Below are 18,543 nucleotides of genomic sequence, written 5' to 3'. Positions count from 1 at the left end.
GACCGTTTTCTGCTACGGATGGTTTGTAACCAGTGGTAAAAGCTGCGCGATGCCGCCCCGGCAGTTCGGGCGAGGCCGGTTTTCGAAACTTGCGCAGCCCAAGGCCCGCCGTGCGCCAGCCACTTGCCCTCGCGCGCTGCCCGCGCCGCCCGGGTTACAAATTGAAACGCCGCCTCGAGCGAATTGCCTGACACTCGATCTCATCAAGCGCAGCAACGAAAGCACCCGAGAGCGAGCATCAAGAAAAGCCGGCTCTGTCAGAAACGGAGGCCAATATGGACAACCCCACTCAACCGACGCAACCGACGCAACCGCGTCGTCTTCATCCGCTGATTGCGACCGCCGCGGGCGCGGTGCTCGTCGCAAGTCTGGTCGCCACGGCGGCGATTACCGGCGTATTCCCGAAAGCGTCGAGCAACGGCGCGCAGAGCGATCAGACGCAAGCCGCGCAGGTCACGGCGCAAGCTCAACAGCAAGCGCAGCAGGAAGGTCAACAACCGGGCATCGTCGATTCGGCGGCGCCAGTCGACGCGCCGGCTCAACGGCAAGCGCCTCAGGCCGCGCAAATCCCGCAGCCCGTGCCGGCGGTCCCGGCGCAGCAGCCGCAATATGCGCAGCCACAACAGGCACAGACCGTGCCGCAGTACGCCCAGCAGCCGGCGCCGCAACCCGCCTATTGCTCGACCTGCGGCACGGTCGTCGCGATTTCGGCGGTTCGTCATGAAGGTCATGGCACCGGGATCGGCGCGGTCGGCGGCGCGGTGGCCGGTGGCGTGATCGGCAACCAGTTCGGCGCCGGCGGTGGCCGCGCCGCGATGACGGTGCTCGGCGCGCTCGGTGGCGGGTTCGCGGGCAACTCGGTCGAAAAGCATCTGCGCAGCTCGACCGCGTATTCGGTGCGCGTGCGGATGGAGAACGGCAAGACGCGCTACTTCACGTATCACGAAGCGCCGCCGTTCCAGCAAGGTCAACGCGTGCGAATCGAAAACGGCGCGCTGGTCGCGGGCTGATGGCCGCAGCCAGGGTTCGAGGCTATTTTTCCGCGCGGCAACGAAAAAGGCGATTCCGACTGGAATCGCCTTTTTCGGCTAATCGCAACATCATCGCCACAGTGCACGGAAGCGGGTACGGAACCGCGCCCCCTCACAAGCACTTAACGCATTCAACGCGCTCAATAATCCGCGTCTTCGATCCATGCCGCCTGGATCGCCTCGAGAATCTTTTCGTTCGAACGGTTCGGATCGTCGTCGAAGCCTTCGAGCTCGGTCACCCAGCGGTGCAGATCGGTGAAGCGCACCTGCTGAGGATCGACGTCCTGGTGCTTGTCCGTCAGGGCCATCGCGATGTCTTGCGTATCGGTCCACTTCATGGCTGCGTCCTCCTGTTAGTGGTTTTCCTTCGCGTGATTGATCGAGTAACGCGGAATTTCGACGACCAGATCCTGCTCGTCCGGCACGATCGCCTGGCACGACAGACGCGAAGCCGGTTCGAGCCCCCACGCCTTGTCCAGCAGATCGTCCTCGTCTTCCTCGGACGGCGTCAAGGCGGCGAAACCCTCACGCACGATCACGTGACAGGTCGTGCACGCGCAGGACTTCTCGCACGCGTGCTCGATTTCGATGCCGTGATCGAGCAGGTTGTCGCAGATGCTCTTGCCGGGAACGGCGTCGATCACGGCGCCATCCGGACACAGTTCGACGTGAGGCAGCACAACGATTTGAGGCATACGGTTTCCGTTTGGGTCTGAGGCACGGTGGCTGCCAGCGATGCCGTACAGGCTCCGTGCCATTCTACTGGCGCCTTGCGGACTTTTTAAGTCCGCAAGGCGCGCTTCGGTTGTTCCAGTCGCCCGCGGATAATTCCACGGGACTTCGCGGGTGCGGCGCATGACGGGCTCGCCCGCCGCGTGCCGCCATTCACACCGCTCACGCCGCGCTCAGATCTCGTCGAGCTTACGGCCCGACAGTGCGCGGCGGATGCCCTTGTTCATGCGGCGCGCGGCGAATTCGTCCGTGCCTTCGGCGAGCGCCTTGGTGGCCGCTTCGACCGCATTCACGTCGTCGCTTTGCGCGACGTTGCGCAAGGCGGCGAGCAGCGCGTCGAGCGCCGCACGTTCGCTGTCGTCGAGCAGTTCGGCGTCGGCGGCAAGCGCCGCGTCGGTCGCCTCGACAAGACGCTGCGCTTCGACCTGCGCCTCGCGCAACGCGCGCGCGCGCATGTCGACCTCGGCGGTCGAGAAGCTGTCTTCGAGCATGCGCGCGATGTCGTCATCGGCGAGACCGTAGGATGGCTTGACCACGACCGATGCCTCCACGCCCGAGGTCTGCTCGCGCGCGAACACGGACAGGAGGCCGTCCGCATCGACCTGATACGTGACGCGAATGCGCGCCGCACCGGCCGCCATCGGCGGGATGCCGCGCAATTCGAAGCGCGCGAGCGAGCGGCAGTCGCTCACGAGTTCGCGCTCGCCCTGCACGATGTGAATCGCCATCGCGGTCTGTCCGTCCTTGAAGGTCGTGAAATCCTGCGCGCGCGCGACCGGAATCGTCGAGTTGCGCGGGATGATCTTCTCGGTCAGGCCGCCCATCGTCTCGACGCCGAGCGACAGCGGAATCACGTCGAGCAGCAGCCAGTCGTCGCCCTCCGCGCCGCGATTGCCGGCCAGCAGATCGGCCTGGATCGCCGCGCCGAGCGCGACGACCTGGTCCGGGTCGAGATTGACGAGCGGCGGTTGGCCGAAGAACGCTTCGACCGCGCGGCGGATCACCGGCATGCGCGTCGCGCCGCCGACCAGCACGACGCCCTTGATGTCTTTCGTCGCAACCTTCGCGTCGCGCAGCGCCTTCTTCGTCGGACCGAAGGTGCGCTGAACCAGCTCCTGCGTGATCGTCTCGAAGATGGCCTCGTCGATCGTCAGATCGAGCGCGGTGCCGTTCGCAAGCGTTGCCTTGAAGCTGGCCTGCGGCGCGCTCGACAACGCCTCCTTGGCGTCGCGCACGCCGTCGAGCAGCAGACGCACGTCCTGCGGCGCGAGCGTTTGCGGCGCGATGCCCGCCTGCGCGAGCACGTGGCGATAGAGCGCGTGGTCGAAATCGTCGCCGCCGAGCGCGGAATCGCCGCCGGCCGCGAGCACTTCGAACACGCCTTTCGTGAGCTTGAGGATCGACAGGTCGAAGGTGCCGCCGCCGAGGTCGTACACGGCGTAGAGGCCTTCGGAGCCGTTGTCGAGACCATAGGCGATCGCGGCCGCGGTCGGCTCGTTGAGCAGCCGCAGCACGTTCAGGCCCGCGAGACGCGCGGCGTCCTTGGTGGCCTGGCGCTGCGCGTCGTCGAAATACGCGGGCACCGTGATGACCGCGCCGACCAGCTCGTCGCCGAGCGTGTCTTCGGCGCGCTGGCGCAGCGTCGCGAGAATTTCGGCCGACACTTCGACCGGGCTCTTCACGCCGTCGACGGTGCGGATCTGCACCATGCCGGGTGCGTCGACGAAGTCGTACGGCGCGTTTTCGGCGCCCTCAACTTCCGCCTTGCCGCGACCCATGAAGCGCTTGACCGAGACGATCGTGTTGCGCGGATCGCTCGCCGCCTCGGCCTTCGCCTTGCGGCCGATGCGACGGCCGCCCTGTTCGAGATAGCGCACCACCGAGGGCAGCAGCGCATGCCCGTCTTCGTCGGGCAGCACATCGGGCACGCCGCTGCGCACAGCGGCGACGAGGGAGTTGGTGGTGCCGAGATCGATACCGACTGCGAGACGCCGCTGGTGGGGCGCCGGCGCCATGCCGGGTTCGGAGATTTGCAGTAAGGCCATCTGGATCTTCTCGGGGACGTGGTGCCCCGTCCTGAATTTCGCGTTGCTGGGGTGTGATACCGCGGCTCGCGGCCGCTCTGGTTTTTCTGTGGTGCGCGAAACCGCGCTATCCCTCGAGCCGCTCGATCTGAGCGCCGATTTCCGACGCGACGCGCTCGATGAACATCAACTGCCGCACGGCTTCGCCCGCCGCCTGATTGGCGCCGCTGTCGAGCGACGCGCCGAGCTTGTCGAGGCGCCGGCGCTCTTCGTCGCGCAGCTCGGCGAGCAGCGCGTCGAGCGCGTCGACGTTCTTCGCCGCGGCCGCGTCCTCGATGTTCTCGCGCCATTCCATCTGCTGCATCAGGAAGGCCGGTTCCATCGCCGTGTTGTTCTCCGCGCCGACGTCGATGCCGCGCAGCGACAGCAGATAAGTCGCGCGCTTAAGCGGATCACGCAGCGTCTGATACGCCTCGTTCGTGCGGGTCGCCCATTGCATGGCGATGCGCTTTTGCGCGTCGCCGGCCGCCGCGAAGCGGTCCGGATGCACCTGCGTCTGCACGGTGCGATACGCGTGATCGAGCGCGGCGGCATCGAGCGCGAATTGCGCGGGCAGATCGAACAGGTCGAAGTGGCTGTCGTTCAGCGAGGCCATCGGATTAAAAGTCCGTTGATGAAAGCGCACCGGAGTGCGGTCTGAAAACACGCTCGGGAAGTACGCGGATCAAACTAAAAAGGCGGCCCGCGCCGCCTTTCATCCGCTGCACGCGGAAAACCGCCGAACCTACACGCGGAACGACTCGCCGCAACCGCATTCGTCCTTCACGTTCGGGTTGTTGAACCTGAAGCCTTCGTTCAGCCCTTCGCGCGCGAAGTCGAGTTCGGTGCCGTCGATATAGGCGAGGCTCTTCGGGTCGACCACGACCTTCACGCCGCTCGTCTCGAACACCTGATCTTCGGGCGCGAGTTCGTCCACGTACTCGAGCTTGTAGGCGAGGCCCGAGCAACCGGTCGTGCGCACGCCGACGCGCAACCCGATGCCCTTACCGCGCCGGATCAGATACTTCTGGACGTGCTGTGCTGCCTTTTCGGTCAACGTAATTGCCATAGCGTTTCTCAATTGCGCAATGCGTGCGCGACGCGGGTGCCGCGCCGCGCGCACCGTGTGTCAGGCGCGCATGCAACGCGCGCCTGACGGTTACCCGGTGACTCAGCGGTTCAACGACTCTCGCGAGACTCAGGCGGCCTTGCCGTCTTCGGCAACCGCTGCTTCGCCGTGACGCTGCTTGTAGTCGGCGACCGCGGCCTTGATCGCGTCTTCCGCGAGGATCGAGCAGTGGATCTTCACCGGCGGCAGCGCCAGTTCTTCGGCGATCTGCGTGTTCTTGATCGACATGGCCTGATCGAGCGTCTTGCCCTTCACCCATTCGGTGACGAGCGAGCTCGATGCGATTGCCGAGCCGCAGCCGTAGGTCTTGAACTTCGCGTCTTCGATGATGCCGTCCGCGCCGACGCGGATCTGCAGCTTCATTACGTCGCCGCAGGCCGGCGCGCCGACCATGCCGGTACCGACCGCGTCGTCGTCCTTCGCGAAGGAACCGACGTTGCGCGGGTTTTCGTAGTGGTCGAGGACCTTGTCGCTATAAGCCATGATTACACTCCTTGATTCGTTTCAACCTGCAATCCGATGAACGGGGTATCCCACATCGCCCAACTGGCGCGTCAGTGCGCGGCCCATTGAATGGTCGACAGATCGATCCCGTCCTTGTGCATTTCCCACAGTGGCGACAGGTCGCGCAGCTTGGAAATCTTCGTCTTCAGCAGGTTGATCACGTAGTCGACATCCTGCTCGGTCGTGAAGCGGCCCACCGTGAAGCGGATCGAGCTGTGCGCGAGTTCGTCGTTGCGGCCGAGCGCGCGCAGCACGTACGACGGTTCCAGCGAAGCCGACGTGCACGCCGAACCCGACGACACCGCGACGTCCTTCACCGCCATGATCAGCGATTCGCCTTCGACGAAATTGAAGCTGATGTTCAGGTTGTGCGCGATACGCTTTTCCATGTCGCCGTTCACATACACTTCCTCGATTTCCGAGAGGCCTTTCAGCAGCCGGTCGCGCAGCATGCGCACGCGCTCGTTTTCGGTCGCCATCTCTTCGCGCGCGAGACGGAACGCCTCGCCCATGCCGACGATCTGGTGCGGCGCGAGCGTGCCCGAGCGCATGCCGCGCTCGTGGCCGCCGCCGTGGATCTGCGCCTCGATGCGCACGCGCGGCTTGCGGCGCACGTAGAGCGCGCCGATGCCCTTCGGGCCGTACGTCTTGTGCGCCGAGAACGACATCAGATCGATCTTGAGCTTTTGCAGGTCGATCTCGATCTTGCCGGTGGCCTGCGCCGCGTCGACGTGGAAAATGATGCCCTTCTCGCGCGTGATCTCGCCGATAGCCTCGACGTCCTGGACCACGCCGATCTCGTTGTTCACCGACATCACCGAGACGAGAATCGTGTCCGGGCGCAGCGCGGCCTTGAACACGTCGAGGTCGATCAGACCGTCGGGCTTCACGTCCAGATACGTGACTTCGAAGCCTTCGCGCTCGAGTTCGCGGCAGGTGTCGAGCACGGCCTTGTGCTCGGTCTTCACCGTGATGATGTGCTTGCCCTTGCTCTTGTAGAAGTGCGCGGCACCCTTGATCGCGAGGTTGTCCGACTCCGTCGCGCCCGAGGTCCAGATGATCTCGCGCGGGTCGGCGTTCACGAGCGCGGCGACCTGCTCGCGCGCTTCCTCGACCGCACGCTCCGCGTCCCAGCCGTACGAGTGGCTGCGCGATGCCGGGTTGCCAAACTGCTCGCGCAGATACGGAATCATCTTGTCCACGACGCGCGGATCGATCGGCGTCGTGGCGCTGTAGTCCATGTAAATGGGCAGATGGAGAGAGTCGTTGTTCATCAATTGCTCCGGGGACGTCATGTGCTCTGGCTTCTGGGTTCTCTATGGGACGGCGGGTGTCGTATTTCGCTGCCGCGCCTTCAGGAACCGGCCATGTTGAAAACGGAATTAGGCCCTTTCGGCGCCACGCGGACCGGCTCGACCGCCGGCGCATCGGTACGCCTGTCGCGCAGCACCGCCGGCGCGCCTTCGCGCGAGCGCTGCTGGTCGACCAGATCCTTCAGCGAAACCGAATCGAGGTACTCGACCATTTTCTGGTTCAGCGTCGACCACAGCTCATGCGTCATGCAATGGCCGTCGTGCTGCTTGGTGCCTTCGCACGTGCCCTTGCCGCCGCACTGGGTGGCGTCGAGCGGTTCGTCGACCGCGATGATGATGTCGGCCACCGTGACGTTTTCGGCACGGCGCGCGAGATTGTAGCCGCCGCCCGGCCCGCGCACGGACTCGACGATTTCGTGACGGCGCAGCTTGCCAAACAGCTGCTCGAGATAAGACAGGGAGATGTGCTGGCGCTGGCTGATACCCGCAAGCGTCACCGGGCCCTGCTCCTGGCGCAACGCCAGGTCGATCATCGCCGTGACGGCGAAACGGCCTTTCGTGGTGAGTCTCATATGATGTGGGAACCGCAATTCTCGACAAGTTTTGTCAAGTATAAATACATGAGCGATTTAGTCAAGTATGGCTGACGCGATTTGTGTCGTTTGCTTAATTGAGCGACGTATTTTTTGCCGCCCGGTGCGGTCTTTGCCGGCTTGCGCCAAGGTGCGCGGCGGGCGCTGCCCGACTTACGCCGGCAATTCCTAGGCGAGCAGTTGCGGGCGCAGCGCGGCGATCAAGCCGCGGCAGGCCGCCTCGCACTGATCGAGCACCTGCTCGAAACCTGCCGCGCCACCGAAGTAGGGATCGACGACTTCGCACGCGCCGGCCCAGCGGCTCTCGGTCTGCGGCACGAATTCCAGCAGCAGACGGATTTTGTCGTGCTGCGCCGGGGGACAAAGCTGATGCAGCGCGGCGACGTTGCGCTCGTCCATGGCGATCAGCAGATCGAAGCGCTCGAAGTCCGCGACCGTGATCTGCCGGCCGCGCAATGTCGCCAACTCGTAGCCACGCTGGCGCGCTGCCTGCTGAGCGCGTTCGTCGGGCGCCTCGCCGATATGCCAGTCGCCGGTGCCGGCCGAGTCGACCAGGATCCGGTCCGCGAGCTTCATTTCGTCGACGAGGTGGCGCATCACGCCTTCCGCCGTCGGCGAACGGCAGATATTGCCGAGACAAACGAAACACACGGACACAGTTTTCATCTGCGGATATTCAAGTGCGACGGCGCCACGCGCGGGGCCGATAGCGTTGAGCAAATTGCGTCGCGATTATACAAACCTCGACACAATCGCGCCGGGCGTGATACGCGCCATGCAAGCCATGCGCCCTGCTGCGAGCCGCAGCGCTTGCGACGGTGCGCGCTTACGATGCCTCGGAGAGCGGTATCGCCGTCGCGGCAGGCACAGGCTTGACCGGCAACGCCGACGCAGCGTCGATCATGCCGTACGAAACCGCGCGCGCGAGTTCCGCCGTCAGGTGGTTCGCATCGAGCGGAGACTGCGACGCACGCGAGGCGGCGTTGCTGCAAATGTGCAGATAGGCGAGCGCGGCGAGAGACACAACAATGACGAGGGGCCAGTACACCGATATTGTCTTTTTCATGATGTCGTTTTCCGATTAAGGGACACATGGGCTCGTGACCCACTATTCCCAGCCCAAATGCTATAGAAATTCACAATCGGGAAAAACCGGATCTGGCGAGATAGATCGTTGCTTGAAATAGAACAGTCAGTTGCTGGTTCTTTCGCCCCACGATCGAACATAAAGGCATGAAAAAGAAGACCTTACAAATACATACAGAGCTCGCGTGACAGGCGGCGATAATACGGGTCTCATTCTTACATCAGCATTTCCTGGTACCTTGCACGTGATCCAACCAATGAAACGTCTTGCACCTCTCGCCGGCCTCGTGGTGGCCGCCCTGCTCGGCGGCTGCGCGGTCTATCCGGACGGCACGCCGATGTACGGCAACGGATACGGCTATAGCGGCTACGAAGGCTATGACGGCTACGCGCCCGGCGCAGCCGTCGTGCCGCAAACCAATGTCTACATGGGATATGGCAATTACCCGGGACCGGAACGCTACTATGGGCCGGGCCCGGGCTATCACGGATATCCGGACCGAGGCCGACCGAACGACAACGACTGGCACCATGGCGATCGTGGCGACCATGGTGGCGGCCCGGGCCAGCCGCACGGCGGACCTCCGCCGCAAGGCGCGGCTGGCGGCCCCCGCGGACCAGGTGGATGGAATGGCCCCCGTCCGGGCGCGGGCGGCCCGCCGCCGGGGCAACCGCAAGCCCAGCAGCAAGGCGGCAACGGCGGCGGACATGGCGGCGGCTCGTGGAGCAGAAACTCCCCGCGTCACTCCGGGCAGATGAACGACCACTGAAGGTCAGGCCGGCGGCTGGCGCTTATGCGCGCCAGCGCCGCCGCAACGGCTGAACGGCCAGAACAGAACAAGCGTCAGGCAGACTCCCGGCCCATCACGACAGCCCGCTCAGCCGATATGGCTGCGCTGCGCCGCATACAACTCCCTGAACGTACGTCCCACCGGCGCCGGCATATCGCGCGTATCGGTCCAGCCCGCGCCGCCGAGCGGCAGTTTGGCAATCGAGCGCTTGCGTCCACCCATGCGTTCGAGCACGCGCACCGCAAGCCTGGTGACGAGCGCATAGACATCGGGATGCAACGCCAGCCAACCCCACACGGCCAGCCCCGCTCGCTCCTTCCACGGCCGCAGACGCCGCTCCGTCTGTTTCTCGCGCAACTTGCGCAACAGGTCGGAGAGCGGAATGCCGACCGGGCACACGCTATTGCACTCCCCGCATAGCGTCGCCGCCTGCGGCAAATCGAGCGCCTTGTCGATGCCGACATAGCTCGGCGTCAATACCGAGCCCATCGGCCCCGGATAGACCCAGCCATAGGCATGGCCGCCGACCTTCTGATAAACCGGGCAATGGTTCATGCACGCCCCGCAGCGGATGCAGCGGAGCATCTCCTGAAAGTCGCCGCCGATGAGCCCCGTGCGCCCGCCGTCGACAAGCACCACGTACATATGCTCGGGCCCGTCCTGATCGCCTGCTCCGCGCGGCCCCGTCAGCATCGAAAAATAGTTCGACGTGGTTTGCCCCGTCGCCGAGCGCGGCAGCAGACGCATCGCGGTCGCCAGGTCTTCGAGCGTCGGCAGCACTTTTTCGATACCGGTGACGGCCACATGGACGCGCGGCATCACCGTGCACATACCTTCGTTGCCCTCGTTCGTGACGACGACGACCGAGCCCGTTTCGGCGACGATAAAGTTGCCGCCCGTCACGCCCATGTCCGCGCTCAGGAAGTGCGGGCGCAGCATCTCGCGCGCTTCGCGCGTCATGTCGGGAATCTCGGTCAGACGCGGGCGGCCGTGCGTTTTCGCGAACAGGTCGGCGATCTCGTCCTTATCCTTGTGGACGACCGGCGCGATGATGTGGCTCGGCGGCTCGTTGTCGTTGATCTGCAGGATGTATTCGCCGAGATCGGTTTCGATCGACTGCACGCCCATCTGCCCGAGCACTTCGTTCAGGCGCATTTCTTCTGTGACCATCGACTTGGTCTTGATCACCTTCTTCACGTCATGTTGGCGCGCGATATCTCCGACGAGCCGCGCGGCCTCCTGCGTCGTCTCGGCGAACAGCACCGTCACGCCGCGGCGGGCCGCCTCGCGCTCGAAGGTTTCGAGCCACACGTCGAGATTATCGAGCGCGCGATTGCGGCGCTCCTTGAGCGCGGCGCGGGTCGAGGAAAAGTCGATCTCGGTCATCGCGCTGGCGCGCGCCGACACGAACTTCGTGGACAGCTTGGTCAGGTTCTGCTGCAGGCGCTGGTCGGCAAGTTTCTGACCGGCGCGAGCCTTGAACTGCATCGATTGAACTTGCATGGCAGCCTTGGACGGAATCGGAGCGAGGCGCACGCCTCAAACACGCGCGCCAAAAAGAAGCGTAAGCGGCACATGGCGGGCGGCGCGCCGCGGCCCGCGGCTCATTGCACGTCGCCGGCCAGCACCTGCGCGATATGCAGCACGCGCGTCGTCGAATCCCCGTTGCGACGCAGGCGCCCTTCGATATTGAGCATGCAGCCGAGGTCGCCGAGCACCACGGTGCCTGCGCCGCTCGCGGCGATGTTCGCGCATTTTTCGTCGACGATCGCCGTCGAGATGTCGCCGTACTTGACCGCGAAGGTGCCGCCGAAGCCGCAGCAATGTTCGCAGCCCTGCATTTCCGTCACCGCGACGCCCACCTGCGCGAGCAGCTCGCGCGGCTGCGCTTTCACGCCGAGTTCGCGCAGGCCCGAGCACGAGTCGTGATAGGTCACCTGCCCCTCGAACCGGCCCGGCTGCAACTGCACCTTCGCCACGTTGACGAGAAAATCAGTCAGCTCGAACACCTTCGCACGCAGCCGGCCGAAGCGGTTCATCAGTTCGGGATCGTCGCCGAACAGGTCGCCGTAGTGCGCGCGGATCATGCCGCCGCACGAGCCCGACGGCACCACCACGTAGTCGAACTGCTCGAATTCGCGCAGGGTCTTCTCGGCGAGATCGCGCGCGAGACGGCGGTCGCCCGAGTTATACACGGGCTGGCCGCAGCAGGTTTGCGCGGGCGGCACCGCGACCTCGAAACCGGCGCCTTCGATCAGCTTGATGACCGAAAAACCGATTTCGGGACGCATCAGGTCGATCAGACAGGTGACGAACAATCCGACTCGCATGGACCCTCCTTCGGGGAAACGTCCCTGATTATCCGCTGTTTGCCGCGCAACACCAACGGCCAGAAGGCATAGGACGCGGCGCGCGGCGGATTCGAGGAGCGCTTCGAAGCGCGTTCGCTTTTTTCACCATACGAGATACAATCGGCTTTCGCTGTTTGACGCATCTACCGATTCTCATATGAGCGATACGAACCCGGATCCCAAAACTTCGATCCAGGTGATCGAACGCATGATGCGCCTGCTCGATGCACTCGCGGCGCATAGCGACCCGGTCAGCCTGAAAGAACTCGCCATCCGCACGGAGCTGCACCCGTCCACGGCGCACCGCATCCTGAACGACATGGTGATGTGCCGCCTCGTCGACCGGTCGGACCCTGGCACCTACCGCCTCGGCATGCGCCTGCTCGAACTGGGCAATCTGGTGAAGGCGCGCCTCTCGGTGCGCGACGCGGCGCTCACGCCGATGCGCGAACTGCATCGGCAGACCGGGCAGACCGTGAATCTGTCGGTGCGTCAGGGCGACGAGATCGTCTATATCGAGCGTGCGTATTCGGAACGTTCGGGCATGCAGGTGGTGCGGGCCATCGGCGGACGCGCGCCGCTGCATCTGACCTCGGTCGGCAAGCTGTTCCTCGCCGCCGACGAAGCGACCCGCGTGCGCGCGTATGCCACGCGTACCGGCCTCTCCGGCCATACGCAGAACAGCATCACCGATCTGGCGAAACTCGAACGCGAGTTGTCGCATGTGCGCCAGCAGGCCTGCGCGCGCGATAACGAGGAGCTGGAGCTCGGCGTGCGCTGCATCGCAGCCGGCATTTACGACGATACCGGCAAGCTCGTCGCGGGGCTGTCGCTATCGGCGCCGGCGGATCGCCTGCAGGACTCGTGGCTCGGGCAACTGAGTCAGACCGCACTGATGATTTCGGAAGCGCTGGGTTATCGGCCGCACCCGCAGCAGGGTCATTCGCACTCGCACGGCCAGCATACGTAGCGGGAGTCGACGAAACGCGGCCGCGCCGTCCGCGGCACCTTTCCCGGCGCCATGCAAAAAGCCTCGCATTCGCGAGGCTTTTTTCTTGCAGGATCACCGCTACCGGTACGCGCTGCCGGTCCGAAAACCGGCTACGGCAATCGTTCAGACATCAGATACCCGAACCGCCGGCATCGGCGCTCGTAATGCGCGGCTGCTCGCCGCCGCCGTTGTCGATCCACGTGCGCAGACGTGCCGCGTCCGCGAAACGCGAGTATTTGCCCGACGAGTCGAGCAGTACCATCACCATCGGACGGCCATGAATGGTCGCCTGCATCACGAGGCACTCACCCGCCTCGTTGATGAAACCGGTCTTCTGCAGACCGATGTCCCACGTCGGGTTGCGCACGAGCGCGTTCGTGCTGTTGTAGGCGAGCGTGCGCTTACCCGTGTACACCTCGTAGCTGTGATCGGTCGAGAACTTGCGGATCAGCGGGTACTGATACGCCGCGTTGACCATCTTCACGAGATCGCGCGCGGTCGACACATTCATGCTCGTCAGGCCGGTCGGGCTCTCGAAATGCGTGTCGGTCATGCCGAGCTGCTTCGCCTTCGCGTTCATCGCGGCGAGGAACGCCGGGCGGCCGCCCGGGTAATAGCGCGACAGCGCGGCCGCGGCACGGTTTTCCGACGCCATCAGCGCGATATGCAGCATGTCTTCGCGCGACAGCACCGAGCCCACCGACAGACGCGAGCCGGTGTTCTTCACGTAGTCGCGGTCTTCGTCGGTGACTTCGATCTGATCGGTCATCGGCTCTTTCGAATCGAGCACGACCATCGCGGTCATCAGCTTGCTGATCGATGCGATCGGCACGACGGCCCGCGAGTTCTTGTCGAAGAGCGGCTCGCCGCTATTCTGGTCGATCACGTAGGCGACGCTCGAGCGCAGCATCAGCGCGTCGGGCGTTTCGTGCAGACCGAAAGCCTGCCCGACCGAAGGCGAACGCGGCTCATACGCGACGCGACGCACGGCGGAGTGATGGCGGCCGTTCGCCGCGAACGTCACGCGCTTGCGGCGCGCGCCCGCGCGCGGTGCTTCGTCCTCGGCGGCGGCCGCCTTGACGACCGCACCCTTGCCTGCCTTGACCGAGCGGCTCGACACCTTCGCGGTGGCGGCTGCCGGGGCCGGCTTTTTGGCGGTTTTAGCCGTTTTGACGTGTTTGGAAGTTTTTGCGGTTGCGGCAGTCGTGGCTGCAAAAGTGTTGACAGGCGCGGCAAACGCCGTTGCGACGGCCAGGGAGACGGCCACCGACAGAGCGGTGCTGCGCGCCGCGCCGTGGATCACTTTCAGCGACGAAAACATGTCGGTTTTCATGGGTGTTCGATAGGGAGCGGCGAGAGGTTTCCGCAAGTGTAGTAAAGCAACGAAAAATTAGCAATTTGAAGCACTTATACGCGCTCCTTAAACCGGCTTGTAAGCTCCGATCGCGAAAACGCAAATAAGTGCCGCGACTCGATCGAAAAAAACGATCGTCGCTAGCCATGTCCCGCCATTGCGGCCATGCGCAAGAATCGAGGAGATTCTTGCAGCATAACGACAATTTCGAGACAACCTTGATCCGGGGAAATACGGTCAGGCATCGGCGCGTACCGCAGCGCCGTGCCGCGAGGGCGTTGTGGCTTGGCGACAGATATTTCTTAAGCATCTGCCGAAGCTGACAACGCGCGTTCGACTGTCATGAACGCTTAACGTTCCGTAGCAGTTTGTGGTTTACATCGAACGCAATTTTGCCGATTTTTGCGGGCGCATGCTCGCTCCCCCACCAGCATCGTCACCGGCCGCAGGAAAAATAATTCCGCGAAACGAGGGCATGGAGTGCTTTATCTCGCATCGACGCGGTGCAACGATCAAATCGTTCTGCGTCACATGTATGACATGCCTACCGCATAACGTATTGTTTTATCAGCACTTTCTTAATATTGTGCGACGCACAAAAAATACTTGACAATCTTTGAAGCGATCTTAAAATGGGAACCATTGCTGCGATGCACAATACATCGCGGTCCAGGCAGACGATCACCTGCGTCTCGCCACTAACCCAATGCGGTCCGCACAGACAGACCGCGATCCAGGAGCGTAAACCATGACTCTGCTGACCCCCGAGCAATTCGCCGCAGCCCAGAAAGCCAATTTCGAAACCCTGTTCGGCCTGACGACCAAAGCATTCGAAGGCGTCGAAAAGCTGGTTGAACTGAACCTGCAAGTCGTGAAGTCGACGCTCGCGGAAAGCCAGGAAAACACCCAGCGCGCGCTGTCGGTGAAGGACGCACAAGAACTGCTGGCCCTGCAAGCGAGCCTCGCGCAGCCGGTGGCTGAAAAGGCGCTGTCGTATGGCCGTCACGTGTACGAAATCGTCTCGGCAACGCAAGGCGAATTCACCCGCGTCGCTGAAGCCCAATTCGAAGAACAAAACCGCAAGGTCCAGGCACTCGTCGAAAACGTTGCGAAGAACGCACCGGCTGGTTCGGAAACCGCTGTCGCCGTGATGAAGTCGGCGATCACCGCTGCCAACACGACGTACGAAACGGTCCACAAGGCAACCCGCCAGGCTGTCGAAATCGCTGAAAGCAACTTCAACGCAGCTGCAACGGCCGCGTCGAAGGCAGCTTCGCAAGCCGCCGCGCAAGCTTCGCGCGCAGCCAAGAAGACGGTCTAAGTTTCACATCCGTCCACGCCCCGCATTCGTCGGGGCGTCGCTTTCACGCCGGCCCAGCGTTCCCGCTGCGCCGGCGTTCTTGCAAGCAACAGCGTCGTGCCGTTGCCGCTCACACGGTTTGATTGGCCGAACGCTCCGATACGTTGAAATGACGTATCGTTTGCCCGGCGCAACTGCCGGGATTTTTTTTCCCGCCGTCGCCGCCGGGTGAATGCGGAAAACGATGCATGCGTGCAGTTCACGCAACGCTTGCGCCCTGCTCTGCCGCATTCCACAGCCATGAAAAAAAGCGCACTCCGCAAGGAGCGCGCTTTTTTTATTGACCGCTTCGACCCGCCTCGCGCGATCGCGACGAGGCAGGCCGAACCGTCTTACTTCTTCTTCACCGGCGGCAGATCGGTACAGACGCCTTCATACAACTCCGCAGCCATGCCGACCGATTCGCCGAGCGTCGGATGCGGATGGATCGTCTTGCCGATATCCGTCGCGTCCGCGCCCATCTCGATCGCGAGGCACACTTCGCTGATCAGATCGCCCGCATTGAGACCGACGATACCGCCGCCGATCACGCGATGCGTCTCTTCATCGAACAGCAGCTTCGTAAAGCCTTCGTCGCGGCCGTTGGCGATCGCGCGGCCCGACGCGGCCCACGGGAACACTGCCTTGCCGAACTTGACGCCAGCGGCCTTGAGCTGGTCTTCCGTCTTGCCGGCCCATGCCACTTCCGGATCGGTGTAAGCCACCGACGGAATCTGCATCGCGTCGAAGTACGCCTTCTCGCCATGCGCGGCTTCAGCGGCCACGTGCCCCTCGTGCACCGCCTTGTGCGCGAGCATCGGCTGACCGACGATATCGCCGATCGCGAAGATGTGCGGCACGTTGGTGCGCTGCTGCTTGTCGACTTCGATGAAGCCGCGCTCCGTCACCGCCACGCCGGCCTTCTCCGCACCGATGCGCTTGCCGTTCGGCGTACGGCCGACGGCCACCAGCACGAGGTCGTAGCGCTGCGGCCCGGCCGGCGCCTTCTCGCCTTCGAACGACACGTAGATGCCGTCGTCCTTCGCCTCGGCGGCAGTGGTCTTGGTCTTCAGCATCACGTTCGCGAAACGCTTGCTGTTGTACTTCTCCCAGACCTTGACGAGATCGCGGTCCGCGCCGGCCATCAGGCCGTCGAGCATTTCGACCACGTCGATCTGCGCGCCGAGCGTCGAGTACACGGTCGCCATTTCCAGACCGATGATGCCGCCGCCGATCACGAGCATGCGCTGCGGAATCTGGCGCAGTTCGAGCGCGCCGGTCGAATCGACCACCCGCGGGTCTTCCGGAATGAACGGCAGCTTCACCGCTTCCGAACCCGCGGCGATGATCGCCTGCCTGAACTTGACGACCTTCTTGCCGCTCTCGGTCTGCACTTCCATGTGGTACGGATCGACGAACGCGCCGGTGCCGACCACGACTTCGACCTTGCGCGCCTTCGCCATGCCGGCGAGACCGCCGGTCAGCTTCTTGACGACGCCCGACTTGAAGTCGCGCAGCTTGTCGAGATCGATCTGCGGCTTGCCGAACGTGATGCCGTGCGAGGCGAGATCAGCCGCTTCGTCGATGACGAGCGCGGTGTGCAGTAGCGCCTTCGACGGAATGCAGCCGACGTTCAGACACACGCCGCCGAGCGTCGAATAACGCTCGACCAGCACGGTCTTCATACCGAGGTCGGCGGAACGGAACGCCGCCGAATAGCCGCCCGGGCCCGAGCCGAGCACGAGCATGTCGCACTCGATGTCGGCGCCGCCGGCATAGCTGCCGGCCTGCGGCGCGGGTGTGGCGGCCTTCGGTGCGGCAGCGGGAGCCGGAGCCGCGGCGGCCGCGCCGCCTGCTGCCGCCTCGACCAGCGCGATTACCGTACCCTGCGAAACCTTGTCGCCCGGCTTGATGCGCACTTCCTTGACGGTGCCGGCGGTGTCGCTCGGCACTTCCATCGACGCCTTGTCGGATTCGAGCGTCAGCAGCGACTGCTCCTGCTCGATGACGTCGCCCGGTTTGATATTGACTTCGATGACGTCGACGTCCTTGAAGTCACCGATGTCCGGCACTTTTACTTCGACGAGACTCATAGTGTCCCCTTCTCCTGTTGATCGTGATGAGCGGAGAACTCGCAACATTCGGTCGGACAGGCGCCACAAGCACGGACAGAATCATCCTTTGCCGTCCGCCCAAGGACGCGCCTTTCTTTTGCCTACTTTTCTTTGGAAGACAAAGAAAAGTAGGTGCCGCCCCGCACAGGGGCGACGCCAATAGACCGTCATGAAAGCAAGTTCAACGAGAGACGCGGATCACAGACAACACGCCCGCGCCCCGCGCACCTCACCACATCAAAGAATCACACGCCGGAAATCGGCAAGAATCGAACCCAGGTACGCGTTGAAGCGCGCGGCTTCCGCTCCGTCGATCACGCGATGGTCGTACGATAGCGACAGCGGCATGGTCAGGCGCGGCACGAACTGCTTGCCGTCCCACACCGGCTTCATCGCGCTGCGCGACAGACCGAGAATCGCGACTTCGGGCGCATTGATGATCGGCGTGAAATGCGTGCCGCCAATGCCGCCCAGCGACGAGATCGAGAAGCAGCCGCCCTGCATCTGGTCCGGCTTCAGCTTGCCTTCGCGCGCGGCCTTCGACAGATCGGCCATTTCCTTCGCGATGTCGACGAGACCCTTCTTGTCCGCGTCGCGAATCACCGGAACGACGAGGCCGTTCGGCGTGTCCGCGGCGAAACCGATGTGGTAGTACTGCTTGAACACCAGGTTGTCGCCGTCGAGGCTCGCGTTGAACGTCGGGAATTTCTTCAGGGCCGCCACGCAGGCCTTGATCACGAACGCGAGCATCGTGAACTTGACGCCCGCCTTTTCGTTCTCCTTGTTCAGCTTCACGCGCAGCGCTTCGAGCTCGGTGATGTCCGCTTCGTCGTTATTCGTGACGTGCGGAATCATGACCCAGTTGCGATGCAGGTTCGCGCCCGAAATCTTCTTGATGCGCGAGAGCGGCTTCGGATCGACCGGGCCGAACTTCGTGAAGTCGACCTTCGGCCACGGCAGCAGGTTCAGCTCGCCGCCGCTCGCCGGCGCGGCCGCGCCAGCCGGCGCCGCGCGCTGGCCCGTCATCACGCCCTTCACGAACGCGGTCACGTCGGCCTGGGTGATGCGGCCCTTCGGACCCGAGCCCTTCACCTGGCCGACGTCGACGCCGAGTTCGCGCGCGAACTTGCGCACCGACGGCGACGCGTGGCT

At 63.8% G+C, this 18,543-nt stretch carries 19 protein-coding genes; 4 read left to right on the top strand and 15 right to left on the bottom strand.

From position 1 onward, the window contains the following. Window positions 1-275: 275 nt before the first annotated feature. Entirely contained in the window at window positions 276-1,010 is a 735-nt protein-coding gene (locus tag F3J20_RS29015) for a glycine zipper 2TM domain-containing protein (RefSeq protein ID WP_167285568.1), read from the top strand. Window positions 1,011-1,171: 161 nt separating this feature from the next. Here the strand turns inward: F3J20_RS29015 and iscX are convergent, their stop codons facing one another. From iscX to F3J20_RS28965, 10 genes are all read right to left on the bottom strand, one after another. After that, window positions 1,172-1,369 (bottom strand): Fe-S cluster assembly protein IscX, encoded by a 198-nt coding sequence (iscX, locus tag F3J20_RS29010; protein WP_013588918.1) that lies wholly within the window; start codon window positions 1,367-1,369, stop codon window positions 1,172-1,174. A 15-nt stretch (window positions 1,370-1,384) separates the two neighbouring features. Then, the gene (gene fdx, locus F3J20_RS29005; RefSeq protein WP_167049891.1) at window positions 1,385-1,726 is read right to left on the bottom strand and encodes an ISC system 2Fe-2S type ferredoxin; all 342 of its coding nucleotides are present in this window, start codon (window positions 1,724-1,726) and stop codon (window positions 1,385-1,387) included. 210 nt (window positions 1,727-1,936) lie between these two features. Beyond that, complete coding sequence (hscA, locus tag F3J20_RS29000; protein ID WP_167285567.1) at window positions 1,937-3,808, bottom strand: Fe-S protein assembly chaperone HscA; 1,872 nt, start codon at window positions 3,806-3,808, stop codon at window positions 1,937-1,939. 106 nt (window positions 3,809-3,914) lie between these two features. Continuing rightward, window positions 3,915-4,442, bottom strand: a complete 528-nt coding sequence (gene hscB, locus F3J20_RS28995; RefSeq protein ID WP_167285566.1) for a Fe-S protein assembly co-chaperone HscB — start codon at window positions 4,440-4,442, stop codon at window positions 3,915-3,917. Between the two features lie 129 nt (window positions 4,443-4,571). Continuing rightward, a complete protein-coding gene (iscA, locus tag F3J20_RS28990) occupies window positions 4,572-4,895 on the bottom strand; it encodes an iron-sulfur cluster assembly protein IscA (protein WP_167049885.1) in 324 nt (107 codons plus the stop codon). A gap of 129 nt (window positions 4,896-5,024) precedes the next feature. Then, a complete protein-coding gene (iscU, locus tag F3J20_RS28985) occupies window positions 5,025-5,438 on the bottom strand; it encodes a Fe-S cluster assembly scaffold IscU (protein WP_167049883.1) in 414 nt (137 codons plus the stop codon). 71 nt (window positions 5,439-5,509) lie between these two features. Next, window positions 5,510-6,733, bottom strand: a complete 1,224-nt coding sequence (locus F3J20_RS28980; protein ID WP_167285565.1) for an IscS subfamily cysteine desulfurase — start codon at window positions 6,731-6,733, stop codon at window positions 5,510-5,512. Window positions 6,734-6,813: 80 nt separating this feature from the next. Beyond that, on the bottom strand, window positions 6,814-7,344 hold the full coding sequence (gene iscR, locus F3J20_RS28975) for a Fe-S cluster assembly transcriptional regulator IscR (RefSeq protein ID WP_167049879.1): 531 nt from the start codon (window positions 7,342-7,344) through the stop codon (window positions 6,814-6,816). A gap of 189 nt (window positions 7,345-7,533) precedes the next feature. Next, window positions 7,534-8,031, bottom strand: coding sequence for a low molecular weight protein-tyrosine-phosphatase (locus F3J20_RS28970; RefSeq protein ID WP_167285564.1), 498 nt, complete (start codon window positions 8,029-8,031; stop codon window positions 7,534-7,536). A 160-nt stretch (window positions 8,032-8,191) separates the two neighbouring features. Continuing rightward, complete coding sequence (locus F3J20_RS28965) at window positions 8,192-8,431, bottom strand: hypothetical protein (protein WP_167049875.1); 240 nt, start codon at window positions 8,429-8,431, stop codon at window positions 8,192-8,194. Window positions 8,432-8,708: 277 nt separating this feature from the next. On the opposite strand from F3J20_RS28965, the gene F3J20_RS28960 reads away from it, so the two are divergent. After that, on the top strand, window positions 8,709-9,221 hold the full coding sequence (locus F3J20_RS28960; RefSeq protein ID WP_167285563.1) for a hypothetical protein: 513 nt from the start codon (window positions 8,709-8,711) through the stop codon (window positions 9,219-9,221). Between the two features lie 108 nt (window positions 9,222-9,329). On the opposite strand, the gene F3J20_RS28955 is transcribed toward F3J20_RS28960, so the two are convergent. Together F3J20_RS28955 and F3J20_RS28950 are read right to left on the bottom strand one after the other, a co-directional pair. Then, the gene (locus F3J20_RS28955) at window positions 9,330-10,745 is read right to left on the bottom strand and encodes a lactate utilization protein B (protein ID WP_167285562.1); all 1,416 of its coding nucleotides are present in this window, start codon (window positions 10,743-10,745) and stop codon (window positions 9,330-9,332) included. A 101-nt stretch (window positions 10,746-10,846) separates the two neighbouring features. After that, complete coding sequence (locus tag F3J20_RS28950) at window positions 10,847-11,572, bottom strand: (Fe-S)-binding protein (protein WP_167285561.1); 726 nt, start codon at window positions 11,570-11,572, stop codon at window positions 10,847-10,849. Window positions 11,573-11,750: 178 nt separating this feature from the next. Here F3J20_RS28950 and F3J20_RS28945 point away from each other — a divergent pair, with 178 nt between their 5' ends. Further along, entirely contained in the window at window positions 11,751-12,563 is an 813-nt protein-coding gene (locus tag F3J20_RS28945; protein ID WP_167285560.1) for an IclR family transcriptional regulator, read from the top strand. Between the two features lie 151 nt (window positions 12,564-12,714). Here F3J20_RS28945 and pbpG read toward each other — a convergent pair whose 3' ends face one another. Beyond that, a complete protein-coding gene (pbpG, locus tag F3J20_RS28940; protein ID WP_167049865.1) occupies window positions 12,715-13,917 on the bottom strand; it encodes a D-alanyl-D-alanine endopeptidase in 1,203 nt (400 codons plus the stop codon). Between the two features lie 769 nt (window positions 13,918-14,686). On the opposite strand from pbpG, the gene F3J20_RS28935 reads away from it, so the two are divergent. After that, window positions 14,687-15,259: a phasin family protein gene (locus F3J20_RS28935; RefSeq protein ID WP_085480624.1), complete on the top strand. Its 573-nt coding sequence runs from the start codon at window positions 14,687-14,689 to the stop codon at window positions 15,257-15,259. Between the two features lie 371 nt (window positions 15,260-15,630). On the opposite strand, the gene lpdA is transcribed toward F3J20_RS28935, so the two are convergent. Next, window positions 15,631-17,370, bottom strand: coding sequence for a dihydrolipoyl dehydrogenase (gene lpdA, locus F3J20_RS28930; RefSeq protein ID WP_167285559.1), 1,740 nt, complete (start codon window positions 17,368-17,370; stop codon window positions 15,631-15,633). A 258-nt stretch (window positions 17,371-17,628) separates the two neighbouring features. Continuing rightward, the coding region (locus F3J20_RS28925) for a dihydrolipoyllysine-residue acetyltransferase (RefSeq protein ID WP_167285558.1) at window positions 17,629-18,543 on the bottom strand (915 nt) is incomplete at its 5' end.

It is taken from the genome of Paraburkholderia sp. Cy-641 (genome assembly GCF_011752945.1).
Taxonomy (GTDB): domain Bacteria; phylum Pseudomonadota; class Gammaproteobacteria; order Burkholderiales; family Burkholderiaceae; genus Paraburkholderia.
The sequence above is the reverse complement of the archived record's forward strand: the minus strand, read 5'-3'. Positions and strand labels throughout refer to the sequence as shown.